The 15,797-nt window shown below is 61.3% G+C and carries 13 protein-coding genes; 6 read left to right on the forward strand and 7 right to left on the reverse strand.

All coding sequences use genetic code 11. The features are described 5' to 3' along the window. Positions 1 to 103 precede the first annotated feature (103 nt). Positions 104 to 1,222, reverse strand: a complete 1,119-nt coding sequence (locus NW806_RS05305) for a hypothetical protein (protein WP_414410298.1) — start codon at positions 1,220 to 1,222, stop codon at positions 104 to 106. Positions 1,223 to 1,434: 212 nt separating this feature from the next. On the opposite strand from NW806_RS05305, the gene NW806_RS05310 reads away from it, so the two are divergent. Next, on the forward strand, positions 1,435 to 3,249 hold the full coding sequence (locus NW806_RS05310; protein ID WP_414410299.1) for an N-acetylmuramoyl-L-alanine amidase: 1,815 nt from the start codon (positions 1,435 to 1,437) through the stop codon (positions 3,247 to 3,249). Positions 3,250 to 3,319: 70 nt separating this feature from the next. After that, a complete protein-coding gene (gene murI, locus NW806_RS05315) occupies positions 3,320 to 4,198 on the forward strand; it encodes a glutamate racemase (RefSeq protein WP_414410300.1) in 879 nt (292 codons plus the stop codon). A 41-nt stretch (positions 4,199 to 4,239) separates the two neighbouring features. Here the strand turns inward: murI and NW806_RS05320 are convergent, their stop codons facing one another. Next, a complete protein-coding gene (locus tag NW806_RS05320) occupies positions 4,240 to 5,454 on the reverse strand; it encodes an argininosuccinate synthase (protein ID WP_414394184.1) in 1,215 nt (404 codons plus the stop codon). A gap of 156 nt (positions 5,455 to 5,610) precedes the next feature. On the opposite strand from NW806_RS05320, the gene NW806_RS05325 reads away from it, so the two are divergent. Further along, on the forward strand, positions 5,611 to 7,530 hold the full coding sequence (locus NW806_RS05325; RefSeq protein WP_414410301.1) for an FAD-dependent oxidoreductase: 1,920 nt from the start codon (positions 5,611 to 5,613) through the stop codon (positions 7,528 to 7,530). A 15-nt stretch (positions 7,531 to 7,545) separates the two neighbouring features. On the opposite strand, the gene secF is transcribed toward NW806_RS05325, so the two are convergent. Next, positions 7,546 to 8,511: a protein translocase subunit SecF gene (gene secF, locus NW806_RS05330; RefSeq protein WP_414404838.1), complete on the reverse strand. Its 966-nt coding sequence runs from the start codon at positions 8,509 to 8,511 to the stop codon at positions 7,546 to 7,548. Next, positions 8,508 to 9,854 (reverse strand): protein translocase subunit SecD, encoded by a 1,347-nt coding sequence (gene secD / locus NW806_RS05335; protein WP_414410302.1) that lies wholly within the window; start codon positions 9,852 to 9,854, stop codon positions 8,508 to 8,510. Before secD ends, secF begins: the two co-directional genes overlap by 4 nt. Positions 9,855 to 10,015: 161 nt before the next feature. On the opposite strand from secD, the gene NW806_RS05340 reads away from it, so the two are divergent. Then, the gene (locus NW806_RS05340) at positions 10,016 to 10,849 is read left to right on the forward strand and encodes a hypothetical protein (protein ID WP_414410303.1); all 834 of its coding nucleotides are present in this window, start codon (positions 10,016 to 10,018) and stop codon (positions 10,847 to 10,849) included. Positions 10,850 to 10,856: 7 nt separating this feature from the next. Here NW806_RS05340 and chlP read toward each other — a convergent pair whose 3' ends face one another. The 3 genes from chlP to NW806_RS05355 all read right to left on the reverse strand — a co-directional run bounded on the left by chlP (position 10,857) and on the right by NW806_RS05355 (position 13,215). Further along, positions 10,857 to 12,077: a geranylgeranyl reductase gene (chlP, locus tag NW806_RS05345; RefSeq protein ID WP_414410304.1), complete on the reverse strand. Its 1,221-nt coding sequence runs from the start codon at positions 12,075 to 12,077 to the stop codon at positions 10,857 to 10,859. Between the two features lie 221 nt (positions 12,078 to 12,298). Beyond that, positions 12,299 to 12,916, reverse strand: a complete 618-nt coding sequence (locus tag NW806_RS05350; RefSeq protein ID WP_414410305.1) for a cation diffusion facilitator family transporter — start codon at positions 12,914 to 12,916, stop codon at positions 12,299 to 12,301. After that, complete coding sequence (locus tag NW806_RS05355; protein ID WP_414410306.1) at positions 12,835 to 13,215, reverse strand: cation diffusion facilitator family transporter; 381 nt, start codon at positions 13,213 to 13,215, stop codon at positions 12,835 to 12,837. The genes NW806_RS05350 and NW806_RS05355 overlap by 82 nt, the downstream gene beginning before the upstream one ends. A gap of 141 nt (positions 13,216 to 13,356) precedes the next feature. Here NW806_RS05355 and NW806_RS05360 point away from each other — a divergent pair, with 141 nt between their 5' ends. Together NW806_RS05360 and NW806_RS05365 are read left to right on the forward strand one after the other, a co-directional pair. Continuing rightward, positions 13,357 to 14,787: a UDP-glucose dehydrogenase family protein gene (locus NW806_RS05360; RefSeq protein WP_414394196.1), complete on the forward strand. Its 1,431-nt coding sequence runs from the start codon at positions 13,357 to 13,359 to the stop codon at positions 14,785 to 14,787. Further along, a complete protein-coding gene (locus NW806_RS05365; RefSeq protein WP_414410307.1) occupies positions 14,784 to 15,731 on the forward strand; it encodes a UDP-glucuronic acid decarboxylase family protein in 948 nt (315 codons plus the stop codon). Before NW806_RS05360 ends, NW806_RS05365 begins: the two co-directional genes overlap by 4 nt. The last annotated feature ends 66 nt before the right edge of the window (positions 15,732 to 15,797 follow it).

Consider the following 15,797-nt stretch of genomic DNA (forward strand, 5'->3'; position numbering starts at 1 on the left):
CAAGTCTATTGGTCTACAGTCGCTTTGAGCAAGATCTAGAGCCTTCGCTGCTGCGCCTCGACTCAGTCTTTTTCCCAAAAAAGGTGAAAAGATATGGCTTTTTTTAGCGATGCTTACTCGGTTCAAAAAGAGCATCGACCCAGAGGATAAATCTTGCTTGTAGAGACAACCACGTCTCATTGTTCATGCGCAGCAGAAAAAAGACATACAAGCCCAATATGAACAAGACACACCAGTTTCCTAGGCTTTTGTAGGTTTGGACAATCTGGCTTTCGCTCCAACCAAACTCATAAACCAGGCGGTTCATATCCCCGACGGCATCTCCTTGGCCGCCTAGTAGGGTTCCCCAAGGAATTGGGGCTAACCCTTGCTGAATAAGATGCCACTGCCAAAAGCTTTTGCAGAGGCTGCTGGCTGCAACTCCAAGAAACACAAAGCGCCAAAAGTCCCATCGCCAGCGATCCGGAAAGCGAAAGTAAAAGCTGGCCATTAAGAAGGTACTCAGATAAAACTCGCCGCCAACACCGCCAAAGACAAACAGCATTTCCTTAGTGCGATCGGGCATCAGCCAGGTCATATAGAACTGCAATACGGCAAGAAGAATAGTTAGCACCTGTAGCCATCGAATCCGTTCTCTTTGGGCTGACCAAAACAGCAGAACTAGCAAAAAGAGGATCCCAAGGTAAACAAATGGTTCTTCTTCTGAGCTAATGCTGGTCCAGCCGAAAGGCAGGGGCAAAGCTCGATGGCCACTCCACCAGGCAATTGTGGCATGGCCAAACTCATGAATCCAGATGTGCAAAGGCAAATGCAACAACTGCAATAAGTCGATGTTGTTTACCATCAGGGCCACCACAAATGCAACGGGGTAAGCCCAGATATTCACCAGCAAATTCTCGAAGGAAAACCGATCCCAGCGCTGCTGGGAGCCTATTCTTAGTCTGCGCCGCCAGAGCAACTGGGAGCCGAGGAAAGCACAAATTTCCACTTGTTCCAGCCGTGGGATCCGCAGCTGCTTCAACATTAGAAAAAGCCGGGCGGTCACCACTTGAGGGGAGGGTTGTTCGGGAAGGGATCCCAGCAGGTAGATGTGCAGGGTGTTATCAGCAAAGCGAACTTGGGCAGGCCACTTCTGCCGCAGCAGCTCCAAGCGGACAACCTGCACAATTGCTTGACTATTACCGGCGCGGGCCAGAGAGAGGGGATCAGGTGGGCCTGTCATTCATTACTTGGCGAAATCTCAGGGGAAGGATCCCCACTATCCTCAGCTAGCTCCGCCGGCAGCAGCAAGAGGGCGCTCCCTTCAGGTCGCCTTGGGGGGAGGTTGGTATAGTTGAGGGCAGCAGGTAGGCAGAGTGGGTGGAGGATATGCCTGACTTGGACAAGCAGGGGATAAATCCCAGGCCGTCTAGGCAGAGCTCCCTTTGGGGAGCAATGCTGCTGTGGGGCCTAGCCGGAGCGGGTCTATTTTCCCCCTTGCCCGTTCAAGCCCAACTGACTACCGTTACCGGTCTGTCTCGCATTGACCGCTGGCACTACGACCCGCAGCGGGGATGGCTGGAGGTCAACACTCAAGGAGAGGTGCGGCCTTTTCTGTTTGTGCTGCAAAACCCTCCTAGGGTGGTTTTGGATTTTCCCAACACCCTTTTTGGACGCGAGCCCCAAAGCCAGGCCTTTCCAGGGCGAGTTACCTCGCTGGAGATCAAACAGCTCACCCCGACCATCACTCGCTTTGTCCTCCACCTGCAGCCAGACCAGCCCCTTAGCCTTGACCAACTGCAACTCCTTACCGCCGGCCCTTCCCGCTGGGCTGTTCAGTTCCTCCAACCTGAGCAACCCTCGCCCGCTGCCTCGCTATTTCCTCCTTCCCCTGCTTCCCAAGAGCCCACCGCCTCGTCCCTGCCCCCATCCTCAGGGCCGCCCCCCCGCCCTGAAGCCAGCCCACTCCCTCCTCCTGCAAGCTCCCGTTCCAGCCATCAGATCTTGGCCATCTCTCCCCAGGCGGAGGGCTTTTTCATTCGCACCCAGGGCAACCCTTCCACCACGGTGCGGCGCCTCTTCGATCCAAATCGGGTGGTTGTGGATTTTCTCAACACCACCCTTAGTCCTGCCCTCACCCAGCGGGTCTATCCTGTCAACCGCTTGGGGGTTTTGCGGCTGCGTGTTGGGCAATTCGAGCCTACGATTGCCCGCGTGGTGTTGGATGTGGATCCTTCCAGTGGGGATTGGGAGGCCCGCTACGACCCACAGCAGGGAGGAATTTGGATCCAGCCTGCTGGGGGTGCTGCCCAGGCCAGCCTTTTGCCTGATATCAGCCTAACTGATTCCCAAGGGCCGCTAGCCACCTTGCGCTCTGTGGAGCTGCGGGGAAATCAGCTCATCATCAGCGCCGATGGGTTTATGTTCTACCGGGCTGGCTGGGATCCCGAAAGCGGCGGCTACCGCATCAACGTGGCACCGGCGCGCCTGCCCGAGTCCTTGCCGGATCCCGGCTTGCCGGTCGGGGGACCGGTGCAGCGGATCCGCCTTGTGCAGGAAGATGCCCGCACGGTCAGCATTCTGGTGCAGCCCGCCGAGGACTTCAATGTCTTTGAGCCCAATCCCGGCCAGGGATCCCGCCGCATCACTTTGGAGTTGCGTCCTCTAGGCGCTCCTTTTCCCACATCCCAGCCGCAGCCGCCTGCCCAGGCTTCCCGTCCTCGCCAAAGCCGGCCGGTCATTGCCCTTGATCCAGGCCACGGGGGACGGGATCCCGGTGCTGTTGGGGTAGATGGGATCTTGGAGAAGGACATTGTGCTCCTTGTTGCCCACCAGGTCCGACGCCTGCTGCAGGAGCGGGGCTATGAGGTGGTGATGACCCGCACCGACGACCGTGAGGTGTTGCTGCGGCCGCGGGTGGATATAGCCGTGCAGGCCAACGCCACGCTGTTGGTGAGCATCCACGCCAACGCTCTGGATCGCTCCAGCGTCCACGGCATCGAGACCTACTACCTACGGCCGGATAGCGCCGAGCTAGCAGCAATCTTGCACCGCAGCCTGGTGCGAGCTACTGGCGCTGCGGATCGGGGGGTGCGACGGGCCCGCTTTTTCATGGTGCGGGAAACGCCCGTGGGCATGCCCTCGGTGCTGCTGGAGCTGGGGTATGTTACCAGCCCCACGGAAGGGCGAAAGTTGGCCACCCCCGAATACCAGGCCATTTTGGCGCGGGCCATTGCCGAGGGCATCGAGACCTTCTTGCGCAACCGCTAGAGCGTGCCACCCGTCTCAAGGCAGGGTAGGATACAGCAGCTTAGGCCAAGGTAGTGAGGGAGGAAGGAGCATGCGTTGGGGGTGGACAAGAGAGCCAGATCCCAGTTGGCCAATTGGGGTGTTTGACAGTGGCCTGGGGGGGCTCACCGTTTGGCGGGCCCTGCGGCGGCAATTGCCCCAAGAGCGCCTTGTCTATTTTGCCGATACGGCGCGGCTGCCCTATGGGGATCGCTCGCCTGAGGAGATCTTGACCTTCGTGCGCCAGATCCTGCGCTGGATGCAGGCGCAGCCGGTGAAAGTCGTGGTGATGGCCTGCAACACCAGCTCGGCGCTGGCCCTAGAGCAAGTGCAGCAGGAGTTTGCCCTACCCATCCTTGGCCTCATCCTGCCCGGCGCCCAGGCGGCCTTGGCCCAAGGATCCCGCATTGGGGTCATTGCCACGGCGGCTACGGTTAAAAGCCGCGCCTACTCCAAGGCCATCCGTGAGTACAGCGCCCTGGATCCCAAGCGCTTTCCCCAGCCTGTCCACTGCTGGGAGCAGGCCTGCCCGGCGTTTGTTCCCCTCATCGAAGCCGGTCAGTTGAACAGCCTCGAGCTGCAGCAGGCCGCCAAACGCTACTTACAGCCGCTTCTACGGCAGGGGATCGACACCCTTGTCTACGGCTGCACCCACTATCCTCTCCTTGATCCCCTGCTGAAGTCTCTGCTGCCCCCTTCGGTCAAGCGGGTGGATCCCAGCGTGGCCCTGGTGCGCTCGCTAGCCCGTGAACTCAGCCTCTGGGGTCTCCGCCGGCCCCCAACAGCCCTCCGCGACGAACCGCACCGCTTCTATGTCAGCGGGGATCCAGAGCGCTTTGCCCAGTTGGCCACCCCTTGGCTGGGCTTTCGACCTCAGGTGGAACAGGTAGAGTTGCCAGCCCTAGACGTCAACAACTTCCGCCGAACCTAGACAAGAACAGCCATCTGCTCGAGAACGCCGGCGGAATAGGCCTATCTCCCTTCGCGCCAGCGGTGAACCTCAGCCCAAACACGGGTAGGCAAGCCCCAAATATAGATGAAGCCTTCGGCAGCGCGATGGTCGAATTGATCCCCTTCCCCGTAGGTGGCCAGCTCTGGGTTGTAGAGGGAGTAAGGGGAACGGCGGCCCACGCAGACCGCTTGGCCCTTGTGCAGACGCATCCGCACGACGCCGGTGACGCTTTTCTGGGTGGTGCGGACAAAGGCGTCAAGAGCCTCCCGCAGCGGCGAATACCAAAGGCCGTTGTAGATCAACTGGCTGTAGGTGGTCTCGATGCCGTACTTGTAGTGGAGGACCTCGCGGGGAAGGGTGAGGCTTTCCAGCTCGCGGTGGGCTTGAATGAGCACAGTTAGAGCGGGGCACTCGTAGATCTCGCGCGACTTAATCCCCACCAGCCGATCCTCAATCATGTCGATGCGGCCCACGCCGTGGCTGCCGGCCAAGGCATTGAGCCGCTCAAAGAGGACTCGGGGGCCAAGGCGCTGCCCGTCCAGCTCCACTGGGATCCCCTCTTCAAAGGCAATCTCCACATAGGCGGGTTCGTCGGGGGTTTGAGAAAGAGGCCGGGTGAGGGCATACACTTCCTCCGGCGGCTCTTGGTCGGCGTCCTCCAGGATCCCGGCTTCGACGCTGCGGCCTAGAATGTTGAGGTCGATGCTGTAGGGGCTGGACTTCTGCACCGGCATGGGGATCCCGTAGCGCTCCCCATAGGCAATGGTCTCCTCGCGGGTCATGCCCCACTCGCGCGCTGGGGCCAGCACCTTTAGCCTAGGGTTTAGGGCGGCAATGGCCAGGTCGAAGCGCACTTGGTCGTTGCCTTTGCCGGTGCAGCCGTGGGCCACCGCGTCGGCACCCACTTCCTCTGCCACCTCCACCAGGAGCTTGGCAATCAGGGGTCGGGCTAGGGCAGTGGAGAGAGGGTAGCGCTGTTCGTAGAGGGCGTTGGCCTGGAGGGCGGGGAAGGCATAGTCGGTAATTAGGGTCTGGACAGCCTCCCGCACCAGCGATTGCTCTGCCCCTGCCCTAAGGGCCTTGGCCTGGATGGCCTCCAGCTCTGCTCCTTGCCCCAGATCCACCGCCAGGGTAACCACCGATTCCACCCCCCACTCGTGTTTGAGGTAGGGGATACAAACGGAGGTGTCAACGCCGCCGGAGTAGGCCAAAACCACCTTCTTTGCCCGTCCCATGGTGCTGTGGATCCCTGTTGGAGACAAGTTGCTAGCCCATTATGCCCTGTAGCTTGCCCAGTCTGACCCCTGGGGGCAGCTTGTCGAGTATTCTCCTCATAGGCTTGGGATCGCTGTCTAAGCAGGTGTTGGCGCAGCGTGGGGGGTGGGGCTCAAGTGAGCAAGGCCAGCAGAGGGATCCGAGCAGCGCAGCGGAGACTTAGCCAGAAACGAGCTCTGGGACTGGGGATCCTGTCGCTGCTGAGCTTTGTGGCCGGGGCAGGGTTTGCCGCCCTCTCCCAGCCGGAAGGGGGATCCCCGCCGGAGCTGCCCCGTTTTACCGCCCACGGCTGGCCGCTACTGGATCCCCTGCCGCAGCCGGACGAGATCTGGGAGTGCGAGCTGGTGGTGGTGGGCGGATCTCTAGGGGGCGTGGCGGCAGCAGGCCAAGCCATGCGGGGGGGCGTGCAAACCTGCCTCATCGAGCTCACTCCCTGGCTAGGGGGGCAGATCACTTCCCAAGGGGTATCGGCCCTCGATGAGTCTCTCCTCATGCGGCAGCGGGGCAATTTTTCCCGCCACTGGCTGGAGTTTAAGGCCCTCATTGAAAGCCAGCCGGTGCATCTCCCGTCCTGGACAGGGATCCCGCCCGGCACCCGCGTGGCCGAGATCAACAGTTGCTGGGTAGGGAGCTTGTGTTTTCCGCCCCAGGCAGGTCTGCAGGCGGTGGATACCTGGCTGCGGCAGGCAGCTCAGCATGCTCCCCAGAGTCGCTGGGCCACCCAGACGGCTTTTAAGGGGGCCACCTTCAGCGCCGACGGCTCCCGGATTGAGAGCATTTATGCTGTGCAGCGACAACCACGGGATCCCAACTTCGTGCCGCCAGGACGGCTGTGGCGGGAATTGGTGAGCTGGTACAGTTGGCAGGAGACGGAAGTGTTTGCCAAACGGGTGCTGCGGCTGCAGGCACCGCCAGGCCGTCCCTTCTTCGTCATCGACGCCACCGATACCGGCGAGCTGGTGGGCTGGGCTGGCATCCCCTACCGGCTGGGCTCGGAAGGGCGGGATCTAACCGGAGAGCCCAATGCCGCCCCGGCCAGCAACCCGGAGTGTACCCAGGCCTTTACCTTTCCCTTTGTGCTAGCCATCCACGACGATGGCGGCCGCTCCCGCGCCGAGCTGGCCCAGCTGCAGCCGGGCTACTCCCGCGCCGAACACCGCCGCCAGTTTGACCTGGAGGGCTTTCCCACCTTCAGCGGTCGGAGCTTTTTCAACTATCGCCGCATCGTCAGCAAGGGCCGCACGGATCCCTTCTACGGCACCCCGCTCCCCGGAGATCTGACCCTGGTGAACTGGAACCGCGGCAACGACTGGGGGCTGATGAACCCGCCCCTGATCCTGACCGAAGAGCGGCTGGTGGCCTCGGGGCAGCGCCACAACTGGCTGGGGGGGCTAGACGTCTCCGCCCTCAAAGATGGAGAAAACCACGCCCTGCTGTTTGCCGAGTGGCTGATGGAAACCCAATCCCGGCCCGGCTATCCCCTCTCCCTGGTGTTTGCCGAAGACTCCTTGCTGGGCACCCGCTCTGGCCTCAGCCTCTACCCCTACATCCGAGAGGGGCGGCGCATCCTGGGGCGAGCTGCCTACGGCCAGGCGGAGTTCATGATGCTGGAGCAGGACATCCGGGTTGGCGCCAGCGGGGGGCGGGACTTCAGGTCCACCGTTGTCGGGATCACCCACTACGCCATCGACATGCACGGCTGTCGCTACCGCAACTGGGAGCCCTCCCGGTCGGCCAGCTCTGCACCGGTCAACGAGTTTTCCGTTCGCCCCATTCTCATTCCCTTGGAAGCTTTGATCCCGCAGAAGGTGGATAACCTGCTTATCGGCGGCAAAGGGATCGCCGTCAGCCACATTGTTAACGCCGCTACCCGCACCCACTACGGGGAGTGGACCATCGGCTCGGCAGCTGGGCTCATCGTGGCCTGGTTGCGCAGCCAGGATCCCAGCTTGACCCCGGCCCAAATCGTGCCGCAGGGCAAGATGGCCGATTTGCAGCGCTACCTGATCTCTTGCGGACAGCGACTGCACTGGTAGGCCGCTGCTGCCGTCTTACCCCTCTGCGCTGGAGGGCACCCTTCCGCCATAGCGCCGCTGCCGCCACCACACCAGCAGGGGGCTGGCGATAAAGATGCTGGAATAGACCCCCAAGCTAAAGCCGATGAGCAAAGCAATCGCAAACCCCTTCAACGTAGCCCCGCCAAAAATGGCAATGGCCACCAGGGGCAGCATCGTCGTCAGGGTGGTGTTTAGGGAGCGGGCAAAAGTTTGGTTTAAAGACAGGTTCACCACCTCGGCAAAGCTGACCCGGCGGCTGACTAGACGCAGGTTTTCCCGGATGCGGTCGTAGATGACCACCGTGTCGTTGACGGAAAAGCCGATGATGGTTAGCAGCGCCACCACAAACAGGCTGTCCGCCTCCATGCCCACCGTCAGGCCCAAAAGGGCAAACAGCCCTGTGGTCAACACCACATCGTGCAGCAAGGCCACAATGGCAAACACTGCGTAATCCCACTGAAAGCGCAGGGCCAGATACACCACAATGAGCCCAAAGGAGATGAGCACGGCCACAAGTCCGGAGCGCAAGAGCAAACGCCCCACCGTCGGGCCCACCGTCTCCACCAGCCTGCGCTCAAAGGATCCCACCCGCTGCCGCAGCGTGTCTTCCACGGCCAGGCGCTCTTGCTCCGTCAAAGGGGGCATGCGGATCAGGGCTTCCTGGCCCGTCTGGGTGTCCAGTTGGATGATGCTGGTTCCCAAACCATGTTCCTGCAGCGCCCGCCGCAGCTCGTCGGTGGTGACAGGCCGCTCAAAACGCAGATCCAGCAAGGTGCCGCCAGCAAAATCCAGCCCCAGCCGCAGGGGGGTTCCTAGAGAGGCCAGAGAAAAAGCCATGCTGGCCAGCCCCACCAGCAAGACCGCCAAGGAAAGGGTAAACCAGAGCTTGCTGCGCCCGACGATGTCGAAGCGGTAGTCGAGCAACCGCGAGGATCCGCCTGCTGGCTCTTGCGCGGTCATGGTTGGGCCGCCTCCATGCGAACGCCGTAGAGTTCAGGTTTGCGCAGGGCAGGGATCCCCATTGCCGCCAACAGCAGGGTGCGGGTGCAGGTAATGGCCGTAAAGAAGCTTACCGAAACGCCAATAGCCAGGGTTACGGCGAAACCTTTCACCAGCCCCATCCCCAACCAAAAGAGCACGCCACAGACCAAAAGGGTGGTGACGTTGCTGTCGAGAATGCTGCTAAAGGCGCGGCTAAACCCTTCCGAGATGGACTTGTAGATGGACTTGCCCGCCCGCAGCTCCTCTTTGATGCGCTCAAAGATTAGCACATTGGCGTCCACCGCCATGCCAATGCTGAGAATGAAGCCAGCGGCTCCTGGCAGGGTCATGGTCACCCCCAGCAGTTGGAACAAAGCAAACGTACAGAGGGCATAGATGAGGAGGGCGATGTCGGCAATGAGTCCCGGCAGGCGGTAGTAGGCCACCATGAACACAAACACCAGCACCAGGCCGCCGATACCGGCATAGAGGCTGCGGCGCACACTTTCTTCTCCTAGGGTGGCCCCGACGGTGCGGTTTTCAATCACCTGAATTGGAACCGGCAGCGCCCCCGCTTTGAGCTTTATCGCTAGGTCGGTGGCAGTTTCCACCGTGAAATTGCCTGTGATCACCGCCGTTCCGCCAGTAATGCCAGTGCGGGCAAACTCCGGCCCCACGATCGGGGCGCTGATGAGCACCTCGTCCAGAAAAATCCCCAAGGGGCGACCCGTGCCAGCCAGCTCTCGGGTGACCTGGGCAAACTTCTCAGCCCCCTCCGGCTTAAACTCTAGCAGCACTTCCCAGCTCTGGGAGCCGCGGCGAGGGGCCTGGGGATAGGCGTTGCGCAGCAGATCCCCGGTGAGGCCGATCCCTTCAAACAAGGCTTCGGGGTTCTCTCCGGCTGTTACCTCCCCCTGTTCGTTGCGGGGCAGGGCGCTGACCGGAACTAGGCCCTTGCGAAATTCCAACTGGGCTGTGTCGCCCAAAAGAGCAACCGCCCGATCCGGATCTGCTACCCCAGGCAGTTGCACGAATAGACGATCCCGGCCACTGATTTGAATCAAAGGCTCAGTCACCCCCAGGCCGTTGATCCGCTGCTGGATAACAGCCTCCACTCCCTGCATCACTTCGGGAGTAATCTCAGGCACCTCCTGCGTCGGCAGAGCTTGCAGGGTAAGCTGCGTCCCGCCTTTGAGGTCAAGGCCGAGGCGAACTTCTCGGCTAAAGCCCAAGTAGGTGAGAGCCACTACCACTGCTAGGATAAAGACTAGGCCGCGCAGGAGGGCAAGCCGATTGAGCCACGAAGCTAGGGATCTAGCCATACTGCCTAGTTAAGCGAGGAACACAGCCGCACTGGTCGGCAGGCCCAAAGTTTTGTAACGCTTTGAACTTCTCGATTTTACCCCAGACGGACTTAGTTGACGCTAGAAGCTGTTGCCAGGGGCAGGCAGTGTCCCAGATCTGCAAGGGAGGAGAAGTGAAGGTGAATTGGCGACGAACTTGCCCAGTGGCGGCGTTGCTTTCTGTGCTCACCTTCTGCGGATCCCCTGCCTGGGCGGGAGAGTACTTCACGGAAGAGGTGACTCGCCCCAGCGTAGAAGTTATCCATGGCTGGCGAGAGGTGGTGTCCGGCACTCGGGTTACCATCACCAACACCAGTCCGGGCTCCTTTCGGGTGCCCCTGGAAATTGAGCTGGCGGATCGGGCTAGCTGTGAGCGGGCGGACTTGGTGCTGACCAACAAGAGCACCTTGCCGCTGGGATCTTTTCGAGATTGCATCCTTAACCTCTTTCCCTATCTGGACAAGTTCATCAACCAGGAGGTTGCCAGCATCCGGGTTACCCTAAAAGGGCCAAACCCCCTCCTGGAGATCCCTCTGAGCGAAGCGGATCGGCTAATCCTGGCCCAGGTGGCCAACCAATCGCGGGAAGCCTTTGTCTTCTTTCAGCAGGAGCTGGCCCGCGTTTTGGAGCTCTTGAAGCAGCAAGGCGCCACCCCCCAACAACCCTCTGCCCCTGCAAGCCCAACGCCTGCGGCATCCGGACCCAACCCGGGCGAGTTGGTGATTGTGGGATCAATCCGCGAAGAGCGGGTAGGGGCTGGCAGTCGCCTAAGTGTGGAGGCCATCAACCGCAGCAACCGCACTGTCCTCAACGCCCGCGCCCGTTTTACCTTCTACCGTGGCGGAGAAGTCGTCGATACGCGCGTGGCCGCCTTTGAGCCCAGCAATGTACCTCCTGGCCAGAAAGCTTCTGCCAGCGTGCTGAAAACGGACGCCAACTGGGATCGGGTTACTGTTACCTTCCAGTGGCAGTAAAGCTCCCTCAGGGAGCCAGGGCGTTGCCCCGCAGCAAGCTGCCCAGAGTTTTAACGGTAATCTTGAACTGCACCCAGGGGCTCATCGGCACCACTGTCTTATAGAGGTAGCTGGCAAAGGTTAGCCGCTGGACATCCCGGTCGGCGCACATCTCGACAAAAGCTTCGCGGGTGGCGTTGGAGCGGTAGAACACCCGCTGCAGAATGTCCAAGACTTTGTAGGTCAGGCCGTACTGGCGATCCCAGCGCTGGAGATAGAGCTTGAGATCCTCTTCTGTGGGGATACGCTTCCCGCCGTTGGAAGTTTCAACAATAGCCTCGGCGCACATGCGGCCCGACTTGGCAGCAAAGTAAATCCCTTCGCCGCTTGCCTTGGTTACGTATCCTGCTGCGTCTCCTACCAACGCGGCCCGGCCCACTACGCGGCGCGGACGGGGATGCTCTGGAATGGGATGGGCCTCCACCTTGATCACCTGGCCCCCACGGATCCGGTCAGCAGCGCGGGCGCGGATCCCGGCTTGCAACTTTTGGATCTGGGCTTGGTTGGCCCTCATCGTGCCGGTACCCACCGCCACATGGTCGCACTTGGGAAACACCCAGGCATAAAAGTCGGGCGAGACATCGTCTCCCACGTACATCTCTGCCCGCTCAGCATAGTAGGCCATTTTGTCCTCGGGGAGGCGAATGCGCTCCTGAAAAGCCAGGGCGTAGTTGTAGTCCCCGGCACCAATGGCCTCTGCCACCTTCGAGTGGAACCCATCCGCCCCAATCACCACATCCACCGCCAGCGAGCGAGGTACCCCCTGCTGCGCGTTGCCGGAAAAGTCGATGTAGTGCAAGACGTAGGGATCCTGGCCATTTTTGGGGACTTCCAGGTGCATCACCTTGCCGTGAATGAGCTCTGCCCCTCTTTGACGGGCGCGGTTGCGCAAGAAAGCGTCAAGGACTTCGCGGCGGCACATGCCAATGTACTCGCCTTCATTTTCGAGGGCGATGTCCACCTCGTAGTTGGAGGGCGAGATCATCTTCATCTTGCGCACCTTGCGGTCGATGATCTCCTCCGGCAGGTCGAACTCCGAAACCATACAGAGGGGAATAGCGCCTCCGCAGGGCTTGGCGTTGTCCAGCTTCCGCTCAAACAAAAAGGTCTCGATCCCGGCTTGAGCCAGAACCTCGGCTGCAGAAGCCCCTGCTGGCCCGCCCCCCACCACGGCAACTCTCAGGCTCAAGGCGCCCTCCTTTTTCTTTTTTCCAATTCCTAGGACTTCCCAAAAGGGAAGCTAGCCTGCAGCATACAGGAGTGCAGCAACAGGTACGGGTGCTGCGGTCTCTTGTCTACCCCCATTAAACCCGGGTGGGGCAAGGAATGCAAGGAACCCAAGAAGAGCTCTGGTGAGGAGGCCCTGTGGCGCAAGGCGAACTCTGCGGCTTGGGCGGATTGACCGTGGGGCTAGGTTCGGGATCCCTCAATGTGGGAGTAGGGCTCCAGGTGGATGGTGACCCGCACCGGCCCGTAGCGCTCCTGCAGCAGGCGTTCCACTGCTTCGGTGAGGCGATGGGCCGACTCAACGTCCAGTGGCTCCACCACCATGTGCATTTCGATGAAGATCATCCGCCCTGGGATGCCGCGGGAGGTGATGTCGTGGCAGTCGAGGATGCCAGGCAAGCTGAGAACCAGCTCCCGCAATGTTTTAGGCGGAATGGCCGCCTGGTCGGTTAAAACGGGAATGTTTTCCTGCAGCACTTCCCAGGCGCTCCAGAACACCAGCAGCCCCACCGGCACAGCCAGCACCTGATCCAGCCAGGGGATCCTCCAGTAGTGGATCCCGGCTAGACCCAGCAATACCGTCAGGGTTACCCAGACCTCGCTGAGGGTATGGCGGGCATCGGCCAAGAGCAGCGAGCTAGCCAGAGCCTTGCCCCAGGAGCGCTCATAGAAGGCTACGAAGAGGTTGATCCCCAGCACCCCCAGCATTAGCGTCAAGGTCAGCCCGTCGATCTGGAGCTGGGGAGGCAGGGGCTTGAAAAACCGTCCCACCGCTGCGCTGAGGATCTCGAAGCTAGCCATATGGCCAAAAGGGCAGCGATCCCCAGGGCACCGATTGCCTCAAACTTGCTGCGGCCATAGGGATGTTCCTCATCCGGCTCTGGCGAGGAAAAGTGGACCGCCACCAGGGCAAGGAGGTTGCTGGCGCTGTCGGTAACACTGTGCAGGGCATCGGCCACCAAGCTTAGGGATCCCGTCGCCAGCCCCAGGGTTAACTTGATGGCAAACACCAGGCTATTTAGCCCCAACGTAACGTACAGCACCCTCTGCACCTGGCGCTGACGGCGGCTGGCTATGGCGGCAGAGCTGGGCCAGCTCACTGCTGGGGAGCCTCAGGCGGAAGTCCGTTAGCCTCATTTTGCCACTAACCTCCTCCTAGGAGCCGACTTTATAAGGGGATAGGTAATCCCAGGGGATGGGGTACTTTAGAACCGAGGATCGACAGGAAGGAGCGGCAGGCGATGGACGTGGCGGTCGTGGGGGCCGGCTATGTGGGGTTGGTAACCGGCGCCTGTCTAGCCCAAATAGGCCACCGCGTTATCTGCGTGGACAACAACCCTGCCAAAATTGAAGGGTTGCAGCGGGGCCGCCTGCCCATCTACGAGCCCGGCCTGGAAGACCTGGTGCGGGCTGGAACTGAGGCCGGTCGGCTGCACTTTACCACCGATCTTGCCCTGGGGGTGCAGGCCAGCGAGGTCATCTTCATTGCCGTAGGGACGCCAGCTCTGCCCAGCGGCGAGCCAGACCTGCGCTACGTAGAGGCTGTAGCGCGGGAGATCGGCCAGCACCTAGACGACCGCTACCGGGTTATTGTTAACAAGTCTACTGTCCCCATCGGCTCCGGCGACTGGGTGCGCATGCTGATTCTGGACGGGGCGGCAGAGGCCGCCAAGCAGCGGCTAGGCAGCCAGGCAGAAAAACAGAAGATGGCTATAGCGGGCGGGGATCCCACCCCCTCCTCCCTGGCCACCCTGGACAGGTCTCCCTGGGTGCCGCCCTTCGACGTGGTGAGCAACCCCGAGTTTCTGCGGGAGGGCAGCGCCATCCACGATACCTTTTACCCCGACCGCATCGTGATTGGCTCCAACAGCCCCCGGGCCATCGAGATCCTGCGGCAACTTTACGAGCCCATCCTCAGCCGCCAGCAAGGCTTGGGCGGGGATCCCGTGCCCTTGCTGGTCACCGACCTGGCCTCCGCCGAGATGATCAAATATGCCGCCAACGCCTTCCTAGCCACTAAGATCAGCTTCATCAACGAGATTGCCAATATCTGCGAGCGCACCGGCGCCGACATCCTCCAGGTGGCCGAAGGGATTGGCCTCGATAAGCGCATTGGCCGCGCCTTCCTCAACGCCGGCATAGGCTGGGGGGGGAGCTGCTTCCCCAAGGATCTGGCCGCTTTGATCCAGACGGCGGCTGACTACGGCTACGAGGCCAAGCTGTTGCGGGCTACTGTCGAGGTCAACCGTGAGCAGCGGCAGCGCTTGGTGGAAAAGCTGCAGCAGGCCCTTAAGGTGCTTAAGGGCAAGACCATTGGCCTTTTGGGCCTCACCTTCAAGCCCCACACCGACGACCTGCGGGATGCGCCGTCTCTAACCTTAATTGAGCAGCTCCACCGCCTGGGGGCCAAGGTAAAAGCCTATGATCCCATTGTCTCGGCTTCGGGAATGCGGGAGGGCCTAGCCCATGTGGTGGTGGAAACAGACGTGTTCCGCCTGGCCCAGGATTGCGACGCCCTGGTGCTGGTGACGGAGTGGCCGGAGTTCTTGTCGCTGGATTACCGGCGCCTTGCCGAGCTGATGCGGCGGCCTCTTATCGTCGACGGCCGCAATTGCCTTGACCGGCAGGCCCTTCAACAGGCGGGCATCACCTTAATTGGAGTGGGCTGGTGAAGGTTCTGGTAACGGGTGGTTTGGGGTTTATCGGCTCCCATCTGGTCAGCCGCCTTCTGCAGGAAGGCCACGCGGTTATCTGCCTCGACAACGGCTACACGGGGCGGGAGGAGAACGTGCGGGCTCACCGCAACAACCCCGCCTTTACCTTGCTGTGGCACGACGTGGCCGAGCCGCTGCCGCCGGAGCTGGAAAAAGCTGGCATCGAGCAAATCTACCACCTGGCCTGCCCTGCCTCTCCCCCTCACTACCAAGCGGATCCCATCCGCACCATCCGCACCAGCGTCTGGGGCACCTACCACCTCCTGGAGCTGGCCCAAAAGACGGGGGCCCGCTTCCTCCTAGCCTCCACTTCGGAAGTGTACGGGGATCCCCAGGTGCATCCCCAGCCGGAGGACTACTGGGGCCATGTCAACCCCATCGGCCCGCGGGCCTGCTACGACGAGTCCAAGCGCCTGGCCGAAACCCTAACCTTTGACTGGCAGCGGCAATACCAGACGGAGATCCGCGTGGCCCGCATCTTCAACACCTATGGGCCCGCCATGCGGGAAGACGATGGTCGCGTGGTCAGCAACTTCATCGTCCAGGCGCTGCGCGGGGATCCCCTCACCGTCTATGGAGATGGCTCCCAGACCCGCAGCTTTTGCTACATCTCCGACCTCATCGAGGGCCTGGTGCGCCTGATGAACAGCCCTTATCCCGGCCCCTTTAACCTGGGCAACCCGCAGGAGGTCACCATTCTAGAGTTGGCTCGGCAGGTTTTGGCCCTCACCGGCAGCTCTTCTCCCATCGTCCACCGACCTCTCCCAACCGACGATCCCAAGCAGCGCCGGCCCGACATCAACAAGGCCCGCGCCTTGCTGGGGTGGGAGCCCCAGATCCCTTTGCCAGTGGGCCTGGAGCGGACCATCCCCTACTTCCGCCGCCGGCTGGGGCTGGAGTAAAGGAAGACCTCTGGGAGATTTTCCCCAGAGCTGGCCAACTTTGCGGAAGAAAGCAGCCAGGCTGGC

Origin of the sequence: Synechococcus sp. W65.1, from assembly GCF_047461615.1 — a bacterium.
Lineage (GTDB): Bacteria > Cyanobacteriota > Cyanobacteriia > Thermostichales > Thermostichaceae > Thermostichus.